This window comes from Pseudomonas sp. BN102 (assembly GCF_029871245.1).
In the GTDB taxonomy this organism is placed as follows: Bacteria; Pseudomonadota; Gammaproteobacteria; order Pseudomonadales; family Pseudomonadaceae; genus Metapseudomonas.
This window is the reverse complement of the sequence record NZ_SSON01000068.1, coordinates 37,317-62,721: the sequence shown is the minus strand read 5'-3', so window position 1 is coordinate 62,721 and position 25,405 is coordinate 37,317. Positions and strand designations below refer to the sequence as shown.

At 64.8% G+C, this 25,405-nt stretch carries 21 protein-coding genes; 9 read left to right on the top strand and 12 right to left on the bottom strand.

The features are described from left to right. Positions 1-49 precede the first annotated feature (49 nt). Both E8F12_RS15615 and E8F12_RS15610 read left to right on the top strand, forming a co-directional pair. Positions 50-1,549, top strand: coding sequence for a cytosine permease (locus E8F12_RS15615; RefSeq protein ID WP_280326159.1), 1,500 nt, complete (start codon positions 50-52; stop codon positions 1,547-1,549). A gap of 25 nt (positions 1,550-1,574) precedes the next feature. After that, positions 1,575-2,420 carry a nitrilase family protein gene (locus tag E8F12_RS15610; RefSeq protein ID WP_280326158.1) on the top strand — a complete coding sequence of 282 codons (846 nt, stop codon included), beginning with the start codon at positions 1,575-1,577 and terminating at the stop codon, positions 2,418-2,420. Between the two features lie 147 nt (positions 2,421-2,567). Here the strand turns inward: E8F12_RS15610 and E8F12_RS15605 are convergent, their stop codons facing one another. After that, the gene (locus E8F12_RS15605) at positions 2,568-3,278 is read right to left on the bottom strand and encodes a Crp/Fnr family transcriptional regulator (RefSeq protein ID WP_280326157.1); all 711 of its coding nucleotides are present in this window, start codon (positions 3,276-3,278) and stop codon (positions 2,568-2,570) included. Positions 3,279-3,553: 275 nt separating this feature from the next. Here E8F12_RS15605 and E8F12_RS15600 point away from each other — a divergent pair, with 275 nt between their 5' ends. Continuing rightward, positions 3,554-3,700 carry a lmo0937 family membrane protein gene (locus E8F12_RS15600; RefSeq protein ID WP_280326156.1) on the top strand — a complete coding sequence of 49 codons (147 nt, stop codon included), beginning with the start codon at positions 3,554-3,556 and terminating at the stop codon, positions 3,698-3,700. A 51-nt stretch (positions 3,701-3,751) separates the two neighbouring features. Here E8F12_RS15600 and E8F12_RS15595 read toward each other — a convergent pair whose 3' ends face one another. Both E8F12_RS15595 and E8F12_RS15590 read right to left on the bottom strand, forming a co-directional pair. Continuing rightward, entirely contained in the window at positions 3,752-4,165 is a 414-nt protein-coding gene (locus tag E8F12_RS15595) for a PRC-barrel domain-containing protein (RefSeq protein WP_280326155.1), read from the bottom strand. Between the two features lie 125 nt (positions 4,166-4,290). Beyond that, on the bottom strand, positions 4,291-4,545 hold the full coding sequence (locus E8F12_RS15590) for a hypothetical protein (protein ID WP_280326154.1): 255 nt from the start codon (positions 4,543-4,545) through the stop codon (positions 4,291-4,293). Between the two features lie 443 nt (positions 4,546-4,988). Here E8F12_RS15590 and E8F12_RS15585 point away from each other — a divergent pair, with 443 nt between their 5' ends. From E8F12_RS15585 to E8F12_RS15570, 4 genes are all read left to right on the top strand, one after another. Continuing rightward, positions 4,989-5,201, top strand: coding sequence for a CsbD family protein (locus tag E8F12_RS15585; protein ID WP_280326153.1), 213 nt, complete (start codon positions 4,989-4,991; stop codon positions 5,199-5,201). Positions 5,202-5,317: 116 nt separating this feature from the next. After that, a complete protein-coding gene (locus tag E8F12_RS15580; RefSeq protein WP_280326152.1) occupies positions 5,318-6,145 on the top strand; it encodes a BON domain-containing protein in 828 nt (275 codons plus the stop codon). 175 nt (positions 6,146-6,320) lie between these two features. After that, the gene (locus tag E8F12_RS15575; RefSeq protein ID WP_280326151.1) at positions 6,321-7,043 is read left to right on the top strand and encodes a Crp/Fnr family transcriptional regulator; all 723 of its coding nucleotides are present in this window, start codon (positions 6,321-6,323) and stop codon (positions 7,041-7,043) included. Between the two features lie 202 nt (positions 7,044-7,245). Beyond that, a complete protein-coding gene (locus E8F12_RS15570) occupies positions 7,246-7,398 on the top strand; it encodes a lmo0937 family membrane protein (protein ID WP_280326150.1) in 153 nt (50 codons plus the stop codon). A 186-nt stretch (positions 7,399-7,584) separates the two neighbouring features. Here the strand turns inward: E8F12_RS15570 and E8F12_RS15565 are convergent, their stop codons facing one another. The 4 genes from E8F12_RS15565 to E8F12_RS15550 form a co-directional block, all read right to left on the bottom strand. Then, on the bottom strand, positions 7,585-16,296 hold the full coding sequence (locus tag E8F12_RS15565; protein ID WP_280326149.1) for a glycoside hydrolase family 94 protein: 8,712 nt from the start codon (positions 16,294-16,296) through the stop codon (positions 7,585-7,587). 283 nt (positions 16,297-16,579) lie between these two features. Then, positions 16,580-16,816, bottom strand: coding sequence for a hypothetical protein (locus E8F12_RS15560; RefSeq protein WP_280326148.1), 237 nt, complete (start codon positions 16,814-16,816; stop codon positions 16,580-16,582). Between the two features lie 45 nt (positions 16,817-16,861). Then, positions 16,862-17,077, bottom strand: a complete 216-nt coding sequence (locus E8F12_RS15555; protein ID WP_280326147.1) for a CsbD family protein — start codon at positions 17,075-17,077, stop codon at positions 16,862-16,864. 150 nt (positions 17,078-17,227) lie between these two features. Beyond that, a complete protein-coding gene (locus tag E8F12_RS15550) occupies positions 17,228-17,524 on the bottom strand; it encodes a hypothetical protein (RefSeq protein WP_280326146.1) in 297 nt (98 codons plus the stop codon). 462 nt (positions 17,525-17,986) lie between these two features. Between E8F12_RS15550 and E8F12_RS15545 the strand changes: the two genes are divergently transcribed. Beyond that, a complete protein-coding gene (locus E8F12_RS15545) occupies positions 17,987-18,193 on the top strand; it encodes a hypothetical protein (RefSeq protein WP_280326145.1) in 207 nt (68 codons plus the stop codon). Positions 18,194-18,944: 751 nt separating this feature from the next. Here the strand turns inward: E8F12_RS15545 and lpdA are convergent. From lpdA to E8F12_RS15525, 4 genes are read right to left on the bottom strand one after another with little or no spacing between them, the layout of a single operon-like run. Continuing rightward, positions 18,945-20,342 carry a dihydrolipoyl dehydrogenase gene (lpdA, locus tag E8F12_RS15540; protein ID WP_280326144.1) on the bottom strand — a complete coding sequence of 466 codons (1,398 nt, stop codon included), beginning with the start codon at positions 20,340-20,342 and terminating at the stop codon, positions 18,945-18,947. 2 nt (positions 20,343-20,344) lie between these two features. Beyond that, complete coding sequence (locus E8F12_RS15535; RefSeq protein ID WP_280326143.1) at positions 20,345-21,646, bottom strand: dihydrolipoamide acetyltransferase family protein; 1,302 nt, start codon at positions 21,644-21,646, stop codon at positions 20,345-20,347. After that, positions 21,647-22,699: an alpha-ketoacid dehydrogenase subunit beta gene (locus tag E8F12_RS15530; protein WP_280326142.1), complete on the bottom strand. Its 1,053-nt coding sequence runs from the start codon at positions 22,697-22,699 to the stop codon at positions 21,647-21,649. Continuing rightward, positions 22,696-23,928 carry a 3-methyl-2-oxobutanoate dehydrogenase (2-methylpropanoyl-transferring) subunit alpha gene (locus tag E8F12_RS15525; RefSeq protein WP_280326141.1) on the bottom strand — a complete coding sequence of 411 codons (1,233 nt, stop codon included), beginning with the start codon at positions 23,926-23,928 and terminating at the stop codon, positions 22,696-22,698. Before E8F12_RS15525 ends, E8F12_RS15530 begins: the two co-directional genes overlap by 4 nt. A gap of 305 nt (positions 23,929-24,233) precedes the next feature. On the opposite strand from E8F12_RS15525, the gene E8F12_RS15520 reads away from it, so the two are divergent. Then, positions 24,234-24,695 carry an Lrp/AsnC family transcriptional regulator gene (locus tag E8F12_RS15520; RefSeq protein WP_280326140.1) on the top strand — a complete coding sequence of 154 codons (462 nt, stop codon included), beginning with the start codon at positions 24,234-24,236 and terminating at the stop codon, positions 24,693-24,695. A gap of 122 nt (positions 24,696-24,817) precedes the next feature. On the opposite strand, the gene E8F12_RS15515 is transcribed toward E8F12_RS15520, so the two are convergent. Further along, positions 24,818-25,399, bottom strand: a complete 582-nt coding sequence (locus E8F12_RS15515; RefSeq protein ID WP_280326139.1) for an HD domain-containing protein — start codon at positions 25,397-25,399, stop codon at positions 24,818-24,820. Positions 25,400-25,405: the final 6 nt, after the last annotated feature.

The following is a 25,405-nucleotide window of genomic DNA, read 5'->3' as shown; positions in this document are numbered from 1 at the left end:
ACCACCACAAGAACAAGATCACGCTCGATTCGGAGCGCAGGAGCATCCCATGTCAGGGTCCAACACACCCGCCAGCGTCGTTGAAACCAGTGGCGGCCTGGCCATCGAAGGCCACTCGATCGACTACATCCCGGAGTCCGAGCGGCACGCCAGGCTCAGTAGCCAGGGGCCGTTCTGGTTCCTCGGCAACTTCCACTTCTTCACCATTTCCATCGGGTTCGTAGGGCCGAGCCTCGGGCTGTCGGCCCTGTGGACCACCCTGGCCGGCGCGCTGGGCATCATGTTCGGCACCCTCTTCATGGCCTTCCACGGTTCCCAGGGGCCGGAAATGGGCCTGCCGCAGATGATCCAGTCCCGCGCCCAGTTCGGCTATCGCGGCGTGGTGCTGGCGCTGATGGCGACCCTGTTCGTGTTCGTTGGCTTCAACGTGGTGAACGTCTCGCTGATCATCGGCGGCCTCGAGAGTGTCTTCGGGTTGGACCCGGTGGCCGTTGCCTGCGCCGTGATCGCGGTCGGGGCGCTGCTGTCGATCTACGGCCACGATCTGATGCACAAGGCGTTCAAATGGGCCCTGCTGGTGACCTTGCCGCTCTATGCGCTGGTGACCATCGCCCTGATGTTCGGCGCTGGGCAGGGGGAGACCGCACCGCAGAGCAGCCTCGGCTTCAGTTGGGTCGCTTTCGCCACCCAGTTCGCCATCGCCGCCAGCTACAACATCTCCTATGCCCCTTATGTGTCCGACTATTCGCGCTACCTGCCGAAGGACACCAGCCGAACCAAACTGATTGCGGCGGTGTTCATCGGTGCTTCCCTGTCGGGCGGCTGGATGATCGGCCTCGGCGCCTGGCTGGCGCAGCAGCTGCAGGTGTCCGATGCCCTGGTGGCGCTGGATCGGGTGGGCACCTCCCTGATGCCGGGCCTCGGTCATGTCCTGGTGCTGGTGTCGGTGGCGGGCTTCCTTCCGGTCATCGCCCTCAATACCTACAGCGCCATGCTGACGCTGCTGACCGGGGTCGATTCCTTCCGCAAGATTTCGCCGACACCCCGCGCCCGCGTCCTGGCGATCGTCGCCATCACCCTGGTGCTGCTGGCTTGCGTCCTGTCGATCCGGGGCAATGGCATCTCCATCCTCAATACCTTCCTGGTGCTGATGCTGTACTTCCTGGTGCCCTGGACCGCAGTGAACCTGGTGGACTACTTCTTCGTCCGCAAGGGCCGCTATGCGATACCCCACTTCTTCACGCCCAAGGGCCTCTACGGCGCCTGGCAGGTGCGCGGGATCCTGGCCTACGTGGTGGGGTTCATCTGCATGATTCCGTTCTTCTTCATCTTCGATGCCGCGGCCGGCAAGGAAGTGTTCGTCGGGCCCATGGCGCGCCTCCTGGGCGGCGTGGACATCGCCTGGCTGGTGGGGTTGCTGGTGTCCGGCCTGACCTATTTCATCCTCAGCCGATCCCTCGATCTCGACAGCGAACGCCGCGTCATCGACGCCATCACCGAGCGCGACATCCTCGCCATGACCCGGCATGACACGGGTTCGCAACAGTGAACGCAATGCCAGGGAGTGAAGCCCGTTGAACGCTTGCAGAAATATCCAGGTCGCCTGCTGTCAGCTGGCGCCGAAGATCGGCGACCTCGCCCACAACCGTCGGCTGGTCGAGCGGGCGGTTCGCGCTGCGGCATTGCAGGGCGCCCGGGTCGTGGTGCTGCCGGAGCTGGTGCAGAGCGGCTATCTGTTCCATGACCTGGGCGAGGCGCTGGCGTCGTCCGAATCGACGGATGGCCCGACCTTGCGACTGTGGCAGGCGCTGGCCCGCGAGCTGGATATCGTCGTCGTCGGCGGCTTCTGCGAGCGCCTCGATGAGCAGCGTGTCGCCAACAGCGCGGCGCTGGTGGACCGCGACGGCCTGCGCGCGATCTATCGCAAGGTGCACCTCTGGGACGGCGAGAACGCCCTCTTCACCGCCGGCACGGAGCCGCCGCCAGTGGTGGATACGGCCTTCGGCCGGATCGCGGTGATAGTCTGCTACGACCTGGAGTTCCCCGAGTGGGTGCGCCTGCCGGCGCTGGCCGGCGCCGAGCTGCTCTGCGCGCCGGTGAACTGGCCGGACGGCCCGCGCCCGCCATTCGAGCGTCCGGCCGAAGTCGTGAGGGTCCAGGCCAACGCTGCAGTCAACCGCATGTTCATCGCCGCCTGTGATCGGCACGGGCTGGAGCGCGGGGTGAACTGGGTGCAGGGTTCGGTGATCGTCGACCCCGATGGCTACCCCCTGGCGGGGCCGGCCGATATGGGCGGCGAGCAGCTCCTGATGGCCAGGCTGAACCTGAATGAAGCCCGCAACAAACGCATCAGCCAGCACAACAACCTGCATAAGGATCGCCGTCCCGAGCTCTATGGCACGGGCGGGCTACTGGAATAACGGCTGGGGCAGGGCTGCAAGGCTTTGCCCTGGCATCCGCCAACGCAGGCCCGGGGACGACGGAAGGTCGGCCCGCGGCCCGCTGTGAAAACCGGAAAGCATCTGCAGTCGAGCCTGAGGGTTGGGCGTAGTCTGCGCGTCGAGGCATCAGCCAAGCATTTTGCTGTAGCAGTCGGTCACCGCGCCGTAGCATTCGCAGGCAGCTGCCTCGAGTCCGGCACGATCGAGGATGGTGATCTCACCGCGGGTGTAGTGGATGAGGCGTTTCTGCTGCAACGCCCCCGCAGCGACGGTGATGCCGCTGCGACGCACGCCGAGCATGTCAGCGAGAAGCTCATGGGTGAGATGGAAATGGTCGGCCTGCGCCCGGTCGTGTGTCATTAGCAACCAGCGAGCCAGTCGGGGCTGGATCTCGTGAAAATGGGTGCAGGCGGCCGTTTGCGCCAGTTGCGCCATCAATACGAAGAGATAGCGATTCATACGGCGTTGCAGAGTGGGGCACTCGCACAGCTCGCGTCCAAGGTGCGGGGCAGCAATCCGCAAGGCGTTTCCGGCGCCTTGCACCACTGCGCGGGTTGGCGCCTTGCGAACGCCCAGCATGAGCGTCACGCCCAGCATGCCTTCGCGGCCGATCAGTCCCATCTCCAGGGGCCGATGAGCATCCAGTTTCGCCACCAGGGAAATGAAGCCGGTAAGCGGGAAGTAGGCATGGCTGTACGGCTGGTCTGCCTCGCAAAGAATGCTGCCGAAGACCAGCTCTACCGATTCGCAATGGTTGAGGAGCCTGTCGCGCTCTCTGCCCGGGATGCCATTGAGAAGATGGTTGATCACTGTGGTCGCCCCTTTGCCCTGCAGCACACGGGAATCCTGGGTGGCATGAGAAGGGTGCCGCGTTTTCTCATGCTTCACTCTTGCACTCAGTGGCGGCGTGGTCTGTTCGCTAATGCACGCAAGCCCGATTGATCGCAGTCGAGGGCACCGCCGGGTCGGGCGCAGCAGGCAAGTGGCCAGTGCTCGTTCATTGATGCTGGCGAATAGTTTGCCTTGGGTGCGTTGCCGTACAGACCGGCCCTTGCCGTGGATGCAACCTGCAAGCAGGCAGGCCTTTGCCGTGCCGCAGCAGGAGAACGGAAATGTTCGAAACTGTCGTGATCGGATTGTTGGTTCTGTGGGCGCTGGGAGTGCTCACGTCCTTTTACATGGGTGGACTGATCCACGTTCTCCTGTTCCTTGCGATCGCGCTGGTCGTGTTCCGGCAGAGGCAGGGGCGGCGTCTTTGACCCGTAGCAGTCCGCGCCAAGCAAGGCCCTCTCCGCGAAGGCCCATGGCTTTCACTCCCAACCCTTGCTGCCGTAAAAACGGCTGATCTCGCTTTGCCAGTGCTGGTCAGCCATGTCGGGCCAATGGCTGTTGTCGAATCCAGGGGCGTCCTTCAACCGATTCTTGTCAACGTCGAGGGTGAAACGCTTGTGCCCGGTATCCAGCGTCAATGCCCTCCAGGGCACGGCAAAGAGCTTGTCACCCAGGCCTAGGAAAGGCTTGAAGGACAACACCGCATAGATGATCCGGCCGCTGCGCATATCCAACATGATTTCCTTGATGTTCCCGAGGTCATCTCCCTCGAGGTTGTAGACATCATTCCCGATAAGTGTGTCCGCTCCCATCAGTTCAGGTCCCGCCCCTCTTCTGGTGGTCGGTCCGGCTTCATGGTCTTCGTTGCTGGCTTTCTTTTCCTGATGGTTCATGGTCACCTCCAATGGCCGCAAGGTTGGCGGGGCGCGGCGAGCGGAGGAATGACCGTGTCGCCAACCCGTGGGCATGTCTGTGCGTTGGCAAACCGATGCTGGTCGCTCAGCCAGATACCCGTTGCTCAGACCAGCTTTTGCCAAACCTCGGCATTGGCCAGCTGTTCATGGCTGGCGTGTACACGCTCGCCATGGATCGGGCTGAGTTCATAAGTGCCACCCGCCACGGCAACCGCCGTATAGCGGATGCCCGTGAGCTTGTGCAGGTAGCGCAGCAGCGGTTGGCACTGCGCATCGATGCGCTGGAACAAGCTCGAGTCGTACATCCCGTTCATTGTCTGTGCCTGCTGCAGCCGGTGCTGCTCTGCCTTTTGTTTCATTCTCTGCCGTCTGCGTGCCCCGGTATGTACGCTATCGCACCCTGTGGCAGCCCAGGGCCGGCGATGCGTTACCGGGCGCAGGTGCGTGGCACAGCGTTCATAGGCAGGTAAGCGCGCCAACGCACCGACGGATTGCGTGTTCACTGCCACAGTGCAGGCCCCACACCGACCTCAGAGGTCAATATGAGCAAGCACAGCAAACCTATCCCGAACAGCGGCGCGGCACCTGCCGCCAACACAGCTCGGAATTCGGGCCAGACCACCAGGTCACCCTTCTTCACCAAGCCCGAACGCACGGCTGATCCCAAGGCTCCATTTCGCGAAGAGCTCAAAAGAGTTATGCCCAAGGATACGGACAGGGCTCCCGCCAAGCCCGCTGCGAAAGAGCCACTGCGCGCTGCCGAGGGCGACGACGACCTCATGAGCCAGGCGCCCAGAAAGTCATGAGCCTGCCAAGCACGGACGAACTCAAGGGCAAATGGAACCAACATGTCGGTACCGCCAAGATCGCTTGGGGCAAGCTGGGCGAGAATGAGTTGCTGAATTCCGAAGGGCATCAGCAGCGGCTATCCGGCCTGGTGCAGGAACGCTACGGCATCACCCGTGACGAGGCGGAAAAGCAGGTCAAGCGTTTCCTTGAGAAATGCAGGTTCTGAGCCAGACAAGACCCCTGGCGAACCGCCACGCGGCGCGTCAGGCGGCCCAAACCAGCGGACCAGTCGTGCAAGCGTTCCCGGTTCGGATCAATCCCTTTCCTGAATGGTGAAACCAGATGCACACGCAATCCCGCAAGCTGATCCTCGTCGTCAGCATTGCGATGGTGCTGGGGACCATGAGCGGCATGGCTTCCGCTGAGTCTCAGAGCTTCACCGATGTCCGCCAGGAAACCCAGATATGGACGACTTTTGCGTTGAGTCCGCAGCTGCGGGCCAATGATCTCCGGGTGTCGGTAAGAAACAGCAAGGCCACCCTGACCGGCAACGTCGCGGAAGGCGTCAACAAGGACCTGGCCAAAGATATTGCCCTGGGTGTCAGCGGAATCAAGTCAGTGGACAACCAGATCGTGGTCAAGCCCGACTACGTCCCGCCGAAGTCGGGTCCGGGCCAGAGCTATGGGGTCATGGTCGATGACGCCACGACCACCGCCGCGGTCAAGTCGAAGCTCTTGTGGAGCAAACAGACCGATGGCATGACGATCCACGTTGCGACCCGCTCGGGCAAGGTGACACTGACTGGCAATTCCGATAGCCAGGCGGACAAGGACCTTGCCGGCCGCCTGGCTACAAGCACCACTGGCGTAGTGTCGGTGGACAACCAGCTGGTGGTCGACGCCTTGAAGCCGACGCCGGTCAAGAGCGCCAAGAGCACTGAGAAGGAAGCTGAGGGTGACGTCGCCGATAGCTGGATTACGACCAAGGTGAAGTCCATCTTGATGTATTCGAGCAACGTCAGCGGTTCCGATATCTCGGTGAGCACCAACGGCGGCATCGTTACCCTGAGCGGCCTCGTCGACAGTGGGGCCGAGCGTGACCTGGCGATCGAGCTTGCGCAGAACGTCCGAGGCGTGAAGAGCGTTCGCTCGACGGAACTCCGCTATTGATGCGGCGGGCCCCCGCCACAGGCTCGCTATGCAGTTATCTCGATACTCAGGGCGACCAGCCAGTCTGCGCAAAGCAAGCGTGCTTTCCATCCAACATCCCGTCCGGAGCGGCTCCGTTGGCGTATGGTAATGAAATGGGCGCCTTTTCCAGGCACCCAGGTCAATGGTGAACCCTATGTCCGACAAGCCTTCACCCTTGCAGAACCACCTGCTTTCCGCCTTGCCGGAGGAGGTTCAGCAACGCCTGGTCCCGCAGCTCGAACTGGTTCCGCTGCCCCTTGGCAAGGTCCTGTACGAATCGGGGGACACCTTGCGCCATGTCTATTTTCCCACCGACTCGATCGTTTCCCTGCTCTATGTGATGGAAAACGGCGCCTCGGCGGAAATCTCGGTAGTCGGCAATGAGGGGCTGATAGGCCTGGCGGTGTTCATGGGCGGCGAAAGCACCCCGAGCCGGGCCATCGTACAGAGCGCCGGCCACGCCTACCGGCTGCAGGGGCAGCGGTTGAAGACCGAATTCAATCGCCACGGCGAGCTGCTGCTTCTGATGCTGCGCTACACCCAGGCGCTGATCACCCAGATGGCACAAACGGCGGTCTGCAACCGGCACCATTCGATCGACCAGCAGCTGTGCCGCTGGTTGCTGTTGTCGCTGGATCGCCTGCCGACCAACCATCTGACAATGACCCAGGAGCTGATCGCCAACATGCTCGGTGTTCGCCGCGAAGGCGTCACGGACGCCGCCGGCAAGCTACAGAAGCTTGGCGTGATCGAGTACAGCCGCGGGCACATCACGGTGCTCGACCGTCCCAAACTCGAGGCGCTGAGTTGCGAGTGCTATGCGGTGGTCAAGAAAGAGACGGACCGTCTACTGCCCTATACAACCAGGCGTCAGTAAACGGCTTCAGCCAAGCATCCTGCTGTCGTAGGTCTGTTCGCCAAGACAGGCAAGGTCGGGCGCAGCAGGGAACTGGCGAGTGTCCGATCGTTGCTGGTCGCGAACAATCTGCCTTGCGTGCGTTGCCATACAGACTGGCCCCTTACTCCGGATGCAACCTGTGAACAGGCAGGACATTGCCGTGTTGCGAAGGAGACCTGAAATGCTCGAAACACTTGTGGTCGTGTTGTTGGTTCTGTGGGCGCTGGGACTGATCACGTCCTACTCCATGGGTGGGTTCATCCATATCCTCCTGATCTTGGCGATCGCGCTGTACCTGTACCGGGTTATTCAGGGGCAGCGGCAGCATTTTTGACCGCGAAGCAAGACGCTCAGCGAGCCTCTTGCAACTGAGTGTGCAGTCCGGCTACCAGTGCCTCGCACAGAGGCTAACCCTCCTGGTAGCCCGGATTTCACCTGGATTACCTGGTCGTTCCACTTTCTTGCATTTCCATAAGTCGAATCAATTCGCCAAGGGCAGCGGGCGCTAGCCAGTGGAGCTTTACACGGTGCCGTCCCCGCGGCCCGACGTGTGCACCATCCTGTCCTCGGGCCAGTCTCGCGGTTGCGCTGGCCCACAGGGTTGGCAGTGGACTTCGACATGGTGATCCTGGCCATCGTCCACCAGGGGCACACGGCGATCTTCGAGCCTTTCTCCATCGAGGCTGACTTGCTGGCCGCCCGGTACGCTTTCGGTCTGAACCAGGTTGATGTGGTACAGCGTCGAGCCGAAGCGGTAGCGCAGCTTGTAGCCCCGCCAGCCTGCTGGCAGCACGGGTTCGAAGCGCAAGCTTGCGCCCTCGCGTTGCACGCCGAGCAGTGACTCGAGGATGAGACGGAACATCCAGCCGGCGGCGCCGGTGTACCAGCTCCACCCCCCACGGCCTTCGTGCGGGGGCATGGCGTAGACATCGGCCGCCAGCACGTAAGGCTCGACCTTGTAAGTCTCGATGGCGCCGGCGAGGCCATGGCTCACCGGATTGATCATGTCGAGCAGCTTCCAGGCCCGCGCGCTGTCGCCCATCTCGGCGAAGGCCATGCTCGCCCAAACCGCGGCATGGGTGTATTGGCCGCCGTTCTCGCGCACGCCGGGGACATAGCCCTTGATGTAGCCTGGATCGGGCAGCGAGCGGTCGAAGGGCGGCGTAAGCAGCAGGATCAGGCCGGCGTCGCGCTGCACCAGATGCTCATAGAGCGAGTCCATTGCCTGGCGCCGCCGCTCGAGCGGGGCTACACCCGAAAGCACCGACCAGCTCTGGGCAATGGAGTCGATGCGGCATTCGTCATTGCTGGCCGAGCCGAGCGGCGAGCCGTCATCGAAGTAGGCCCGTCGATACCAGGCGCCATCCCAGCCGTGCTGCTCCAGGCTGGCGCGCAGTTTCGCGGCCTGCTCGTTGCAGCGCACGGCGAAGGCGGCATCGCCATGTTCGAGTGCGGTGACTGCGAACCGCTCCATCACCTCATGCTGGAAGAAGCCCAGCCACACGCTTTCACCCTGGCCCAGTTCTCCGACCCGGTTCATGCCGTCGTTCCAGTCGCCGCCACCCATCAGCGGAAGGCCGTGGGCGCCTCGTGGCATTCCGAGTTCCAGCGCACGCAGGCAATGCTGATAGAGGCTTTCCTGCAGCATCGAGCGCTCCGGCAGGTCGTAATAGGATTCCTCGCCCGCATTCAGTTCGCGCCCTTCGAGGTAGCTAACCTGCTCGTCGAGTACGCTCTGGTCGCCGGTTTGCCGGACAAAACGGCTGACGGCCAGTGGCAGCCACAGGTAGTCGTCCGAGCAGCGTGTGCGTACGCCGCGGTCCATGGGTGGGTGCCACCAGTGCTGCACATCGCCTTCCAGGAACTGATGGGCGGCGCACAGCAGCAGGTGCTGGCGTGCGCTGGCCGGGGCGGTATGCAGCATGGCCATGCTGTCCTGCAACTGGTCGCGGAATCCGTAGGCGCCGCCGGACTGGTAATAGCCGCTGCGGGCCAGGAAGCGCGAGGCGATGACCTGGTACATCAGCCAGCCATTGAGCATGAAATCCACCGCGGGCTCTGCCGTTTCTACTCGCACCTGCCCCAGGGTTTCGCGCCAGTGTTCGCGTACGGACTGCAAGGCCGTATGGGCTGCGCCAAGGCTGAGGGCATTGCGCAGCAGGCCCACGGCGGCCCCGGCGTTCTGCTCGGCACCCAGACAGAACACCAGCTCCCGTGAGGCGCCGGGTGCAAGTTCGATACCTGCCTGGAGGGCTGCGCAGGGGTCTAGGCCGCCGCCGCAGTGCCCGAGGAGCTGCCTCTGCGCCATCGCGGCCGGTGCCTGGAGGTTGCCGTTGCGGCCGATGAACTCGCTGCGGTCCGCGGTGTGGCTGCGGCTCGGCGGGTCTACCGCAAAGAAGGCCACTCGCCCCGGAAACTCCATCGAGTAGGCATTGCGTGCGAGGAGCGCGCCGGCGCCCCTGTCGAATTCGGTGACCAGGTGCATCGCGGTCTTGTTCCGCAGATCGCCCAGCACCCATTCGACATAGCCGGTGACGGACAGTTTGCGGGGGCGCCCGGACAGGTTGCGGACTTTCAGCAGCGAGTACTTGATGGGTGCGTCGAGCGCCACGTAGACCCAGAGTTCGCTTTCGATACCCTCTTCGCGGTGCTCGAAGCAGCTGTAGCCAAAGCCGTGGCGCGTCACGTACGGGCCGCTGCCGCGCCTGGGCAAGGGCGTGGGTGACCAGTAGTGCCCGGTCTCGTCGTCACGTAGGTAGAAGGCCTCGCCGCTGGCATCACGAACCGCATCGTTCTGCCAGGGCGTCAGGCGGAACTCGTGGGCGTTCAGGTTCCAGGTGTAGGCGCCGCCACTTTCCGAGATGACGGTGCCGAATGCCGGATTCGCCAGCACATTGACCCAGGGGGCTGGGGTGGCGACACCAGGCTCCAGCTTCAGCACGTACTCGCTACCGTCGCGGCTGAAGCCGCCATAGGCGTTGGCCAGGCACAGGGCAGGGTCGGCAGTGCCGGTCGCAGGCTCCGGCGCCTGTGCCTGCGGGGGAAGAAGGCCAGGGTCGAAGCGCGGCCAGGGTCCCTTGGGCTGACGGCGGAGGATCTGGTCATGCAGGGTGCCGGCGGCGTCATTGACGATGATCCGCGCTACGGCCTTGATCAGGGTGCGGTCTTCCTGCGAGAGCTGTTGCGCCGGCCGTACGAAAATCCCGCCCGGTCGGTCGATCAGGTTGGCTTCGGCGCCGGAGGTGATCAGGCCCATGATCATGTCCTGGAGCTGCTGCCGGTAACCGGCGCTGTCCTCGTTCCAGATCACCAGGTCGACCGCCAGGCCCTTCTGTCGCCAGTAGGCATGGGCCTGCACCAGCTGGCGCACCAGCTCGATGTTGGCCGCATCGGTGATCTGCACCAGCACGATCGGCAGGTCGCCGGAAATCCCCTGGCCCCAGAGGCCGGACTGGTTGCGCAGGTTGCCGGTCAGGGCGCCATTCTTCGCCCTCAGCGCGGCATTGGCGTAGAGGATGGAGGCGGCCATCTGCTCGTAGAGCCAGGCATCGGCCAGGGATGCATTGAGCTGACGCAGCTGCACCTGGCTGTGGGTCCAGGCGAGGTCGAAAACCCGGTCGGCGAGGTGGCGGTCGCGGTACTTGTCGATCAGTTGCAAGCAGCCGTCGCGGCTGTCGCTGACACCGCTGACTAGGTCGAGGGTGGCCGCCTGGCCCGCATCGAGGGTGATGCGGCAGCGGATTGCGACAATAGGGTCGAGGACCGAGCCGGAGGTGCCGCCAAGCATTTCACCGCCGGTATCCATGGCCGCCGGGTTGGTCAGGCTGCGGCCACGGCCGATGAAGCGCGCCCGGTCGGTTTCGTAGGAGATGGCGTCGACGTCCGCTCCGTGGACCGCCAACAGGTGGCAGAACCAGGGCGCCTGCTCCGTGCTCGATCGAGGCCGGCGCGTGCAGAGGATCGCCTGCAGGGGCTTGAGCAGTTCGGTCTGCACGAAGAGATTGCTGAATGCCCGGTGCAGCGCATCGCTGACGGCCGGCGCCAGCACCACTTCGGCGTAGCTGGTGAACTCGATGCTGCGCCGGGTGCGGGCGCGGTTGGTCAGGGTGATCCTGCGCAGCTCGATGTCATCTTCCGGGGAGACGACGATTTCGCTGTGGGCGTCGAAGTCCCGCTGGCGAACGCGGAACTCCGCGCGGGCATCGGAGAAGATGGCTTCGTACTGGTCCGGCCGCTTCAGCGTCGGCTGGTGCGCGGCGGACCAGAAATCGCCGCTTGCAACGTCGCGCAGGTAGCAGAACATGCCCCAGTCGTCGCAGGTGGCGTCTTCGTGCCAGCGGGTCACCGCCAGGTCTCGGCAGCGGCTGTAGCCGCCGCCGGCGCTGCTGACCATCACGTGGTAGCGGCCATTGGACAGCAACTGTACGGCGGGCTGGCGGCGCCCAGGGTCGGCATATATCCGCAGCCTGTTTTCGACGGGCCGCGTGTCGGCGCTGCCGGTCTGGAGGTCGGAGGTGTACTGGTATTCCCGGGCGCTCTTGGGCACGCGTTCCTGCAGCAGCAGTGCGCTCGCCTGGAACTGCGGATCGGACTCGAAGCGCTTCTGCATAGGGCGATCCAGCAGCAGGCTGGCCAATGCCAGCAAGCTCATGCCCTGGTGGTGAACCATGAACGAGCGAACCACGGCGAAGCTTTGCCCGCGAGGCAGGCGCGCCGGGGTGAAGTCGATGGCTTCGTACAGGCCATAGCGTCCGGCCAGGCCTTGGGCCGCCAGGGCCTGCAGGTTCCGGCAAGCCAGCTCGGGGGCCACCAGCAGGGCGAGCGCCGAGGCGTAGGGCGCCACCACCCGGTCATCGCCCAGGCCGCGCTTGAGCCCCAGGCCGGGCACGCCGAAGGCCCGGTACTGGTAGTTGAAGTGTGCATCCAGCGTGTTGTAGCCGGACTCCGAGACGCCCCAGGGAAGCCCCAGCTGCTGGCCGTACTCGACCTGCCTGGCGACGGCGGCGCAGCAGGTCTGGTCGAGCAGGGTGCCTTCGTACCGCGGCATCACCAGCAGCGGCATCAGGTACTCGAACATCGAGCCCGACCAGGACAGCAGCACTGGCACGCCACGGGTGCTGGTGAGCAACCGGCCGAGGCTGAACCAGCTCGCCTGGGGCAGTTGGCCCTGGGCGACCGCCACGAAGGTGCTCAGCCTCGCCTCGGACGCGAGCAGGTCGTAGAAGCTGGCATCCAGGCGGCGCTCGTCGACGTTGTAGCCGATGGTGAACAGGTTGCGCTGGCGGTCGTAGAGGAAACCGAAATCCATATCCGCCAGGCTTGCAGCAGTTTCAGCCAGGCGCTCGGCATCGCTGATCCGTGCGGCCGCATGGCCGCGAACGGCGGAGACCCTGTCGCGCATCGGTTCCGGCCATCGCTCGACGTCGAGCTGGGCGAGCTGGCGCCAGGAGGGCAGGGGCGTGATGTTCGTGGCGGCTACCCCGTCGCCGGCGCTGGGCAACAGGCAGAGGCGCAATTGGTCGTGCAGGTCCGCGCATTGGGCACGCAGGGACAGCAGCCAGAATGCAGCGTCGCTGTCGGGTGTGGCGTCGCTGTCGGCCGCCAGCTCTTCCGCCTCGCCGCTCAGCGCCTGCAGGCAGTCGAAGGCGTCCATCAGCGATGCCGGTGGTGCGGCCAGCGCCGCATCCAGCGTGCCGCGAAGCCTGCGCAGGTTGTGCCCTGCGTGTTCGTTGCCGGCGAACGCGTTCTCCAGCACATCGAGGGTGTCGTCGAGGCCGCGCAGCTGGTTCGGCTGGAAGGGGCAGTCGTCGGCCAGCGCAAGGAGGCCGGGACTCAGGGTCAGCAGCATGCCCGCCAGGTTGCCGCTGTCCACTGTCGATACATAGTGCGGCGCCAGGGGCTGCATGGTCTGGGTGTCATACCAGTTGTAGAAGTGCCGGCGGTATCGGTCGAGGCTCGCCATGCTGGCCAGGGTCCGGTCGCAGCGGTGCAGCAGGCGCGCCGCACTCAGGTAGCCGAAGTCGTAGGCGGCCAGGTTGGCCAGGACCGCCATGCCGATGTTGGTCGGCGAAGTGCGGTGGGCGAGCGTGGTGGTGGGGTGTTCCTGGAGGTTGTCCGGAGGCAGCCAGTTGTCCTCGGGGCCGACGTACTGGTCGAAGAAGGCCCAGGTCTGGCGCGTCAGGTTGCGCAAAAAACGCAGGTCCCCTGGAGCCGGAGCGAAGCGCCTGGGAGTCGAGGGCCTGCTCATCCACCAGGCGATCGCCGGGCTCGCCAGCCACAGCAACAGCAGGGGAGCGGCAGCCACCAGGGCCAGCGGATTCATCACCAGCAGCGACGCGAGCAGCAAGGCCAGCGCCGGGCCTATCCACATCATCCGGTACAGGCCGTTCAGGTGGTTGGTGCTGGTGCGCTCCACCTCCCGTGACGGGCTCCACTGCAACAACCGGGATTTGCTGAAGTACATGCGCCACAGGGTGCGGAGGATGGCGTCGAGGCTGTAGTGGGCCTCATGGGGCAGCCAGGCCAGGGTCAGCAGGGCGCGGGCAAAGTGCTGGGAAGAGCTGCGCAGGGTGGCCTTGAGATGCTGCCCCAGAGACATGTCGTGGGGCTTTCGCAGGACATCGAGCAGCGAGGCGAGCAGCGGCGTGAGCATGCCAATGGCCAGTACCGCCAGGGTCCAGGCCAGGGGCTGGTCCACCAGTAGCCAGCCCGCCAGGAACATGGCCAGGAATGCTGCGGGTTCGAGGCTGCGTCGCAGGTTGTCGGCAATCTTCCAGCGCGACAGGGCGGAAAGGCGGTTGCGCTCAAGGCGGCCGTGGGCGTTCGGTGCCCAGGGCAGGGTCCAGGGCAGCAGTTGCCAGTCGCCGCGAATCCAGCGGTGGCGGCGTTTCACATCGCTGCTGTAGCGCGACGGGAATTCTTCGTAGAGCTGCACATCACTGAGCAATCCGGAGCGTGCGTAGCAGCCTTCGATCAGGTCATGGCTGAGAATGCTGTTGTCCGGGAAGTGGCCGTCGAGGGACTGCTCGAAGGCATCCACGGCATAGAAGCCCTTGCCAATGAACGAGCCCTGCTGGAACAGGTCCTGGTAGACGTCCGACACGGCTCGGGTATAGGGGTCGACCCCGGCGTCGCTGCCGAGCAGTTGGGCATAGGCGGAGCGAGCGGTGCTCGGTAGGCTGATGCCTACCCGTGGCTGCAGGATGGCGTAACCACCGGTGATGCAACGCCCCGGCGGATCGAACCGGGCGCGGTTGAGTGGGTGGGCCAGGGTGCCGACGAACTGCCGCGCCGCATCGCGCGGCAGTTGGGTATCGGTGTCGAGGGTGATGACGTAGTTCACCTGCCAGAGGACGTCGAGCCTGCCGACGATCAGGGCGAAGCGTTCCAGGCCAGTGCCGCGCAACAGTGCGTTGAGTTCGGAGATCTTGCCGCGCTTGCGCTCGAAGCCCATCCAGGTTCCCTCGGCGGGATTCCAGCGACGTGCCCGATGGAACAGGAAGAACCTGTCCACGGCGGCGTCGGGGTACTTGCGATTCAGCGCCTCGATGTGTTCCCGCGCCAGTGCCTGCAACTCGGCGTCCTGCTCCTGGACTTCGGTGCTGGCGTCGAGAAAGTCGGTCAGCAGGGCGAAATGCAGGTTGTTGTCGCGGTTGGCCAGGTAGCGTACCTCGAGGCCCTCGCAAAGCTCGTCGATGTCCTTGGCACTGCCGATCAAAGTGGGTATCACCACCAGGGCGCGTGCCTCGGTGGGGATGCCCTTGCTGTAATCCAGGCGCGGGAGCTGGTGGGGGGGCACGGTCAGGGTGACCAGCCAGTTCACCAGGCTGACCGCCAGCCGGCTCGCCATCAGGGCGGCTGGCAGCGCCAGCAGGGCCACTGCATAGGGCGGCAGGCCACTGGCTAGCGCCCAGCGCATGAAGGGCCAGGTCAGGCCGAGGGACAGCGCCACCACCGGGCCCAGGAAGAAGAGCAGGGGCGCGCGCTGCAACAGGCGCTCCCAGCGCTCCCAGAGTGGCAGGCTTACAGCCAGGCGTTGTTCGAGCTCTGGCCGCCCCTTGTCGATCAGGTAGTAGCCGACGTGGCTCGCGATATCCTCTGACGGTGCGCTGTCGGCCAGTTCGAGGGCGGTGCGGGCCACTGTCGTTTCCGAGTGTTCACAGTGTTTTGCCAGGTGCTCCACCACGTGCCGGTAGAGGTCGCGGGTGGCGAATTCCATGGCGCCATACACGCCGGCCGGGTCCTTGTGCAGGGTCTGCTCGACGTGGCTCATGCCCTCGACGAAATCGCGCCAGTCGGTTGCCGACAGCAGGCGCAGGCTGGCGATGCTGTTGCTGATCGCCACCTGGTCGGCAGCCTGCTGCTGGGCGTCTGCCGATACCAGGCGCTCGATGCTCAGCCCCGATTCGGCCAGGTGCTGTTCGATCCAGCTAAGCGGCAAGGCCAGCGCCGCGCTCTGGCCCTGCAGCCGCCGGGCCAGTTCGGCGACGAAGGAACTGGTCATCGGTGGCGCGGCGCGCGCCATGTCCGCCACTGTCAGCACGACGCTTTTCGGGTCCTGCTCGGCGATTTCGGCCAGTCGGTCGGCCCAATCATCGGCCAGGTTGCGGTCATCCCAGTTGGCCATGACGCGTGAGGCCACGCGGCGCAGGTTCTCGATCAACGCCAGGCGCAGCATGATGGGAATGGCCCAGAGTTCGCCGAGCTTGAGCGGCGTCGCGGCCTGGTAGGCGGCGACGAAGCGGCCGAGGCTGTCGCAGTCCACCCGTCCATCGCCGTGGGAGATGGTTTCCAGGGCGATGTCGTAGACCCGCGGCAATCCCTCGGAATTGCCGGAGGCCAGGTGCGGCAGCTCACGGCAGTAACCCTTGGGCAGGTGTTTGCGTGCGGTGCGGATCTGCTCTTCGATCAGGTAGTGGTTGTCCAGCAACCATTCCCCGGCGGGCGTGATGCGTCGGCTCGACAGCGAGGCGGCCGTGAGGATCCTGCAGCTGCTGGCCAGGGTCGCCTCGTTGTCGGCCAATCGCTGCAGCAGCCCATCCGAAGTCCTGTGCGGGCTCAGGCAGTGCAGCCCGGCCAGGAGCGGGCCGTGCTGCTCCATCTGCTCCGCGCTGAACAGGTCCGAGCGCAAGTCGGGCTCGTACTCGAACTGGCGGAAGGTCGCCCGCCAGCGCGCGAACAGGGCGTCGAGGTAGGTTGGTCGGAGGGTTGCCAGGGTACGAAAGATGTCCATCCCGGGGCCTTGAGGTAGTTGTCGCCGCGTCAGCGAACGGTCCGGCGGATGCCGCTACGATCGAGCAGGAAGCTGCAGAACAGCCCGGTAGCGAAGGTGGCGGCGCGCACGTCCCACGGGCGTGGGCCGAGTGGGCAATGCCGCAGACTTACCCCGGCACGATTGCTATGCGGAGTTGCCTTTTCGAGTCTGGGTGCGGCGGAAGGGGGCGTCTGTCTGCTAGCGCACATAGGTGGGCATGGCGGACACAGGTTTGGCAGAGGGGAGGGCGGTGATTCGCGGCTCAGATAATCCGGCAGGAGTTCTGGGGGGGCATGCTGCCGGCCTTGGCCAGCCGGGTGACGCGTTGCAGGCTGATCAGGTCCTCGCCGTCAGCGTAGATGCTGTCATAGCGCATCTGGCTGGAGCTCGAAACGGGTACATTGAAGACGGTTGGCGTATCGTCTGGCGGGCTTTCGCGCCGGGTGATCCGGATGATGTTGCCGGAGCCTTTCGAAACGACGAAGTATGCGGAAATCATGGTCATCTCCCTTGCCGGGCATGGCGCTTCAGGCGGCGCATGCAGTCAGACGGTACGGCTTCTCTCGAAAAAGCTGATCACTTGCTTCTCGGCTTCCTCATGGGTCATCTCGTAGCGTTGCTCAATAAGGTTGGCCAGCTTCTGGGGGTCGCCTTCGGAGTCAATCAGTTCGGCCACGGTCAGTTCATCCCAGAGAACTCTGGCGGTACCCACCAGCTCTCGCCATTTGCTCTTGATGATGTCTGCAAGAATCCTGCTCATTGTCCGGCCTCAGTCATTGGATGGCGGTAGTCGCGAATTGGCGAGTGCTCATCGAGGACATCATGGCAGCAGCGAATCGATCGGTCGGTGCGCCACCGCGCATAGTGCTGCTGCGCCTGGTCGGTGCAAGGCCCATCACCTTTCCGGGGATCAGCGCCTGGGGGCCGCGACGGGGCCAAGGTCGGTGAGTTCGTCATCGCCACGTGGGGTGATGGAGCGGTCGAAGGACGGGGGAGTCTGCATTTCCAGCGGCAGGGGCTCTTCGCCCGGGGCTTTTGCCCCGGCTTGTCGTGGCGGCTGCAGCTCACTTCTCTTCTGGATGATCGCGTCGACCTTGTCGAGGAAGTGGTAGAGGGCGTGTGTTCGTTGCCTGCGCGCAGAGCTGTCCGGCTTCTGCACGGCGGTATCGACGGTATCGGGAGTGTGGCTATCGGCTTCGTCAGTCATATCGGCTCCTTACAGGCGAGAATGGATTCTACGAGCATGGTGTCAGGCTCGCCGCCCGCGGTCAGTGCGTTGGGGCACTTAGCCGTCTGTGGGATGGCGCACCGAGATGGCTCGCCTGGTCTGCAATGCTCGACAGAAGCCACTGCATCCTGCAGTGCCTTCACCCCCGAGGGAGCCATGCTCACTTACATCGATCCGAGTCTGCGTCGCCAACCTGTCATGTTTCTTTCGAGACGGCCGCCACCCTTGAAGACGTCCGGCCAGCTGCTGTTCCAACGTGCCGCGGAAGCCAACGAGGCGGCACGCGTGCCGCAGCGCGACGACCTACTACCGCACCAGGGGCCTGCACACTGAGCCACGCGCGCTGCCAGGCATAAGTGCTATAGGGCACCGATGGCTGCCCCGCGTTCTGCCATGCTGATTGAGCCGGCCCACAGCATTTCGAGCCTTATCGAGAACGCCATGAGCATCTCAAGCAGTAGCGACAAACCGACCGCCACCCAGACGCCCCCCGAGCCGGGAAAGCCTCACGAGCGCACACCGCTCGTGCCGACCTTCTCCCGGGCCGAACTCTATTCGTTCCCGGACCCGGAGGATGACGCCGATAACGTCCCGACCGTCGCGCCCAACTGCCCGAAGACGCCACCGGCAAAAGCGGCGATGCTGTGATTGCGTACTCGTGCGCCAGGTTTGTCGCGCCATGCCGGGGCCTCGATCTGGAGGGGGGGTTACCTGTGTCCGTGCATGAGCTGACCGCTGTCGTTGCAGATCTGCGCAGAAGTTGGCGCGTCTGTTCCGATGTGCTGGCGGTGAGACTTCCGGGCTCGTGTGCGGGAGTCATCGAGTGCCGAGGAGGCGTGACACGAAATGCGTGAACTGCTCAGGCGAGGCGCAGCAGATTGACTCGAAATTCGATGGGGTTGAGATCAAGTGTCCCATTTGCGGACATTTCGGTGTTTCTGCGAGCGTTCTCAGGCAAAGGCCTGGCCGGCCCTTTGAGGCCGAGAAGACCAGGGTATTTCTCCATAACCCGCTCGACATCAATCCTGCACGTCTCCCCGTGATCAATAGCGAGAACGTGATCTGGGTGTCGCCGGCTTAGTGTATTTGCCAGTTGCCTGATTGGCCTTATCGGTTGGAGCGGGTATTCCCGGCCATGCACATCGTGCACGCGAAAAATGGGGAAAGGTTCACCACCGAAGAGATGGGACGGCGCTGGGCAAAACTCTACCGCGAGGTGCTTGCCGAGAAGTCGAAGTCCTTGGCGGAAGACCCTCTGGCAGAGCGGCCCCAGGCAACTGACAACTAGGGTTTCGAGCTGATCAACTTGCCGGCCTGACGAGCAGGCCGAGTGGGGAGGTGAATGGGCTCCCCAACGGCATCCCCACCAAGAACGGCCGGTGCCTCACCGGCTCCGGCTTCAGATATGCAACGCATGCCCCAGTGCGCGTAGCGCCGCTTCCTGCACCGCTTCGCCGAGGGTCGGATGGGCGTGGATGGTGCCGGCGATGTCTTCCAGGCGCGCGCCCATTTCCAGGGATTGGACAAAGGCCGTGGACAGCTCGGACACCGCCTTGCCCACCGCCTGCCAGCCGAGGATCAGGTGGTTGTCGCGGCGTGCCACCACGCGCACGAAACCGTCGCTGGACTCCAGGGTCATGGCGCGGCCGTTGGCGGCGAAGGGGAAGTTCGCCACCAGGCAGTCGAAGCCGGCGGCCTTGGCCTGCTCCGGCGAGAGTCCGGCCACCACCACTTCCGGGTCGGTGAAGCACACCGCCGGGATCGCCGTGGGGGCGAATTCGCGGCGCTTGCCGGCGACCAGTTCGGCGACCATCTCGCCCTGGGCCATGGCGCGGTGGGCGAGCATCGGCTCGCCGGCCAGGTCGCCGATGGCGTAGACGTTGCGCATCGAAGTACGGCACTGGTCGTCGATCTTCACCGCGCGGCCGTTCATTTCCAATTGCAGACTTTCCAGGTTCCAGCCGGCGGTGCGCGGATGGCGGCCGACGGCGACCAGCACCTGGTCGGCAACGAGGCTGGATTCGGCGCCTTCGGCGTTGCGTACGCGCACCGCACCGTCGTCGTCGAGGCCGAGCACGCTGTGGCCCAGGTGCAGTTCGATGCCGAGCTTGCGCAGGGCGTTGGCCACCGGGCGGGTCAGTTCTTCGTCATAGGTCGGCAGGATGCGTGATTGAGCCTCGACCACCGCGATCTCGACGCCAAGCTTGCGGTAGGCGATGCCCAGTTCCAGGCCGATGTAACCGCCACCGACCACCAGCAGGCGGCCGGGCAGGCTGCTCGGCGCCAGGGCTTCGGTGGAGGAGATCACCTTGCCGCCCAGCGGCAGGCTGGGCAGTTCCACCGACTGCGAACCGGCCGCCAGCAGCAGGTGTTCGCCATGGATGCGCTGGCTGCCACCACCGATCAGCTCGACGTCCACCGTCTTGCCGTCGGCGATGCGCGCCCAGCCCTGTACGACCTTCACCCCGTGCTTCTTCAGCAGGGCGGCGACGCCGCTGGTGAGCTTGTCGACTATGCCGTCCTTCCATTCGACAGTGCGCGCGATGTCAATCTGCGGCGCCTGCACCTGGATGCCCAGGGGCGAATGCGCGGCGTACTCGCGGGCCTTGAGGAACTCCTCGGCGGCGTGGATCAGTGCCTTCGAGGGGATGCAGCCGATGTTCAGGCAGGTGCCGCCGAGGGCGGCGCCTTCCACCAATACGGTGGGGATGCCCAATTGGCCGGCGCGGATGGCGGCGACGTAGCCGCCGGGGCCGCCGCCGATGATCAGCAGGGTGGTTTCCAGGGTCGGGTTCATGCTCACTCCAGGAACAGCGTGGCGGGATGTTCGAGCAGGCCGCGCACGGCCTGGATGAAGGCCGCCGCATCCATGCCGTCGACCACCCGGTGATCGAAGGACGAGGACAGGTTCATCATCTTGCGCACCACGATCTGGCCATTGATCACCACCGGCCGTTCGACCATGCGGTTGACGCCGACTATGGCCACCTCGGGATGGTTGATCACCGGCGTGCTGACGATGCCGCCGAGGGCGCCGAGACTGCTGATGGTGATGGTCGAGCCGGACAGCTCATCGCGCTGCGCCTTGCCGCTGCGGGCGGCTTCGGCGATCCGTGCGATCTCCCCGGCATTGCCCCACAGGTCGCGGGATTCGGCGTGGCGCAGCACCGGCACCATCAGGCCGTTGTCGCTCTGGGTGGCGATGCCGACGTGCGCGGCGCCGTAGCGGGTGATCACCTCGGCTTCGTCGTCGTAGCGTGCATTGAGTTGCGGGAAGTCGCGCAGGGCGACCACCAGCGCACGGACCAGGAACGGCAGCAGGGTCAGCTTGCCGCGCGTGGCGCCATGCTTGGCGTTGAGGTGGACGCGCAGGGCTTCGAGGTCGGTGACGTCGATTTCCTCGACATAGCTGAAGTGCGGGATGCGCCGCTTGGCTTCGGCCATCTTCTGCGCAATCTTGCGGCGCAGGCCGATCACCGGGACCTGCTGCTCGTCATTGCGCGCGGCGTAGCCACTGCTTGCCGGCGCGACGCTGCCGCCATGGGTCAGCCAGGCATCCAGGTCTTCGTGGAGGATGCGCCCGGCCGGACCGCTGCCCTGCACATACTGCAGCTCTACGCCCAGGTCGTGGGCGCGGTGGCGCACGGCCGGCGAGGCCAGGGGTTTTTCGCCCGGCTCACGGCGCGGCGCAGGGGTGACTCGCGGAGGCGTGGCGTCCGCACGGGGCGCGGGGCGTTGTTCCGGCGCACGGCTGCAGGCCGCGGCCGTGGCGCTGGCCTCGGCGACTACTGCCGGCTTGTCCGCGTGCGGCACTTCAGTGCGTGCTTGCGCCTGCCCGCCGGCCTTGACGTTGCCTGTGCCTTCCACTTCCAGGCGGACCAGTTCGTCGCCGACGGCCATGACCTGGCCCGGAGTGCCACCCAGGGCCAGGATCTTCCCGGACACCGGCGAGGGGATTTCCACCGTGGCCTTGTCGGTCATGACATCGGCGAGCAGTTGGTCTTCGGTGACGATATCGCCGACCTGCACGTGCCACTCAACGAGTTCGACCTCGGCGATGCCTTCACCGATGTCCGGCATCTTGATGACGTGAATGCCCATTCAGACCTCCATGACGCGCTTGAATGCCGCGCCGACTCGCGCCGGCCCGGGGAAATAGGCCCATTCCTGGGCGTGCGGGTAGGGCGTGTCCCAACCGGTGACGCGCTCGATGGGCGCCTCCAGGTGGTGGAAACAATGCTCCTGGACCAGCGACATCAGCTCGGCGCCGAAACCGCAGGTGCGGGTCGCCTCGTGGGCGATTACGCAGCGACCGGTCTTCTTCACCGAAGCGACTATGGTCTCCAGGTCCAGCGGCCAGAGACTGCGCAGGTCGATGACTTCGGCATCGACGCCGGTCTCTTCGGCGGCCGTCTGGGCCACGTACACCATGGTGCCGTAGGTCAGCACGGTGACCGCCGCGCCGGGGCGGACGATCGCGGCCTTGTCCAGCGGAACCTTGTAGTAGCCTTCGGGTACCTGGCTGGCCGGGTGCTTCGACCAGGGCGTCACCGGACGGTCGTGGTGACCATCGAACGGGCCGTTATACAGGCGCTTGGGTTCGAGGAAGATCACCGGGTCGTCGTTCTCGATGCAGGCGATCAGCAGGCCCTTGGCGTCGTAGGGATTGGACGGCATCACCGTGCGCAGGCCGCAGACCTGGGTGAACATCGCCTCCGGGCTCTGGCTGTGGGTCTGGCCGCCATAGATGCCACCGCCGCAAGGCATGCGCACGGTCATCGGGGCGATGAAGTCGCCGGCCGAGCGGTAGCGCAGGCGCGCGGCTTCCGAGATCAGCTGGTCGGAGGCCGGGTAGACGTAGTCGGCGAACTGGATTTCCACCACCGGACGCAGGCCGTAGGCGCCCATGCCGACGGCGGCACCGATGATGCCGCTCTCGGAGATCGGCGCGTCGAACACCCGCGAGGTGCCGTACTTCTTCTGCAGGCCCTCGGTGCAGCGGAACACGCCGCCGAAGTAGCCGACGTCCTGGCCGAATACGATCACGTTGTCATCGCGCTCGAGCATGATGTCCATGGCCGAGCGCAGCGCCTGGATCATGGTCATGCTGGTCACGGCCTGGGCCGTTTCTGCTTGCGGATTCATGCTGTTCATACCCCGAGCTCCTGGCGCTGCCGGCGTAGGTGCTCCGGCAGGTCCTTGTAGACGTCCTCGAACATGCTGGCGGCGGTGGGCAGGTGGCCGTCGAGCAGGCTGCCGTGGCTTTCGGCCTCTTTCTGCGCGGCGATGACTTCGCCTTCCAGCTCCTTGTGCAGCGCCTCGTGCTGCGCGTCCGACCAGATACCCAGGCCGATCATGTGCTGCTTCAGGCGGGCGATGGGGTCGCCGAGGGGGAAGTGGCTGTAGTCGTCGGCGGGGCGGTATTTCGACGGGTCGTCCGAGGTGGAGTGCGGGCCGGCGCGGTAGGTGACCCACTCGATCAGGCTCGGCCCGAGATTGCGCCGGGCGCGCTCGGCGGCCCATTGCGAGGCGGCATAGACGGCGAGGAAGTCGTTGCCGTCGACCCGCAGGGAAGCGATGCCGCAACCCACGCCACGGTTGGCGAAGGTGGTGCCCTCTCCACCGGCGATGGCCTGGAAGGTGGAGATCGCCCATTGGTTGTTGACCACGTTGAGGATGACCGGCGCGCGGTAGACGTGGGCGAAGGTCAGGGCGGTATGGAAGTCCGATTCGGCGGTGGCGCCGTCGCCGATCCAGGCCGAGGCGATCCGGGTGTCGCCCTTGATCGCCGAGGCCATGCCCCAGCCTACCGCCTGGATGAACTGGGTGGCGAGGTTGCCGGAAATCGAGAAGAAGCCGGCGGCCTTGCTCGAGTACATGATCGGCAGCTGGCGGCCCTTGAGCGGGTCGGCCTCGTTGGAGAGCAACTGGCAGATCATGTCCACCAGCGGGTATTCGCGGGCGACCAGGATGCCTTGCTGGCGGTAGGTGGGGAAACACATGTCGCCGTCGCGCAAGGCCAGGGTATGGGCGGTGGCGATGGCCTCCTCGCCCAGGCACTGCATATAGAAGGACAGTTTCTTCTGCCGCTGCGCGGTGATCATCCGTGCGTCGAAGATGCGCGTCTTGAGCATGGCGCGCATGCCGCGCAGTACCAGCTCGTTGCTCAGCTGCGGGTTCCAGGGGCCGACGGCCTGGCCGTCGTCGTCGAGCACCCGGACCAGGCTGTAGGCCAGGTCACTGGTTTCGGCAGGTTCGACGTCTATGGGCGGCTTGCGCACCGTGCCGGCATCCGACAGGTGCAGGTAGGAGAAATCGGTCTGGCAGCCCGGTCGCCCGGTGGGCTCCGGTACGTGAAGGCGCAAGGGCGCGTAATCGGTCATGTTGCCTCCGGCGGCAATGGCTCAGGGAGCGAGCGGGTACGGATCAGGAAAGAACACGCGTGGCGGGAGGCGGACTGGGGGGATGCAGCAGTCCTGGCAGGGGAGAGGTGAAACGGCAGAGCGCGCGGGTGCGGCAGGGGAGGTTTTCGTGCGTGACATCACTCATGGTGAGGCCCTCGTCGCTTGTTCTTGTGAAATCAGTATATGCTTCACTCGCTAGTTTTTTGCTCCAAAGTGACTAGTGCTGTGAGGCAGTATTGGTATGTTTGAACCAATAAAATCAAGAATCGTAGAGTCATACCGCCATGTCCGAACTCGACCGGATCGACCTGAAAATCCTCCGCGCACTGGCCGAAGATGGCCGCCTGAGCTGGCGCGACCTGTCCCAGAAAATTGGCCTGTCGTTGACCCCGACCCTGCGTCGGGTACGCCGCCTGGAGGAGGAGCATTACATCCAGGGCTATTTCGCGCGGCTCGACGAGCAGCGCCTGTCCGGGGCGATGAGCGTGTTCGTCTCGGTCTCCTTAGAAAAGCAGACCGTCGACTACCTCGCCCGGTTCGAGGAGCACATCGTCCAGGCGCCGCAGGTGATGAGCTGCTTCCAGATGACCGGTGACGCCGACTACATGCTGCGCGTGGTGGTCAAGGATCTCGCGGCCTACCAGGCCTTCCTGACCAACACCCTGACTTGCATCCCCGGCGTCGCGGGGATCAAGTCGGCATTCGCCCTGAAGTCGGTGATGCTGCGCTCGGCGCCGCCGATCTGACGTCCACCGGGAGGACGACTCGGGCCGACAGGCTTCAGCATGAGGGGCGGTGGATCGGACTTGGCCAGATCGCAGTTCGGCAGCCGGGTGCACTGCCGAATTGCGCTGATGGAGTGGCCGGCCTATTTCGCCTGGGTGGCTTCCATGTAGATCGACTGCTTCGGCCTGGCAAAGACCCGGCGCAGCATGGGCTCGAAGAACTCCAGCGGCAGGGCCTCGCCTTCCGGGTCGAACGCCGCGGCATCGTAGCGCGCGCAGAACTCGATGGTCGCCTGGTACTGCGGATGGTCCTTGAACTGCTCGCGCAGGTGGCGATCCATGCCCAGGTGATGGAAGAAGTAGTAGCCCTGGAATATGCCGTGTTTCTCGACCATCCAGTGGTTCTCCGCGCTGACGAAGGGCTTGAGCATGGCGGCGGCGATATCGGGGTGGTTGTAGGAGCCAAGCGTGTCGCCGATGTCATGCAGCAGGGCGCAGATCACATATTCCTCGTCCTTGCCGTCGTGGTAGGCGAGGGTGGCGGTCTGCAGGGAATGGGTCAGGCGATCGATTGGAAAGCCACCGAAGTCGCCATCCAGCAGTTTGAGGTGGGTGAGGATGCGGTCGGGCAGCCGCGCGGCGAACTGGACGAAGTCCTGGGCAATGATGCGCCAGTCGTCGGCGGTACCGTCTTCCATGTGGGTGAATGTGGCGTGGGCACTCATCAGGTC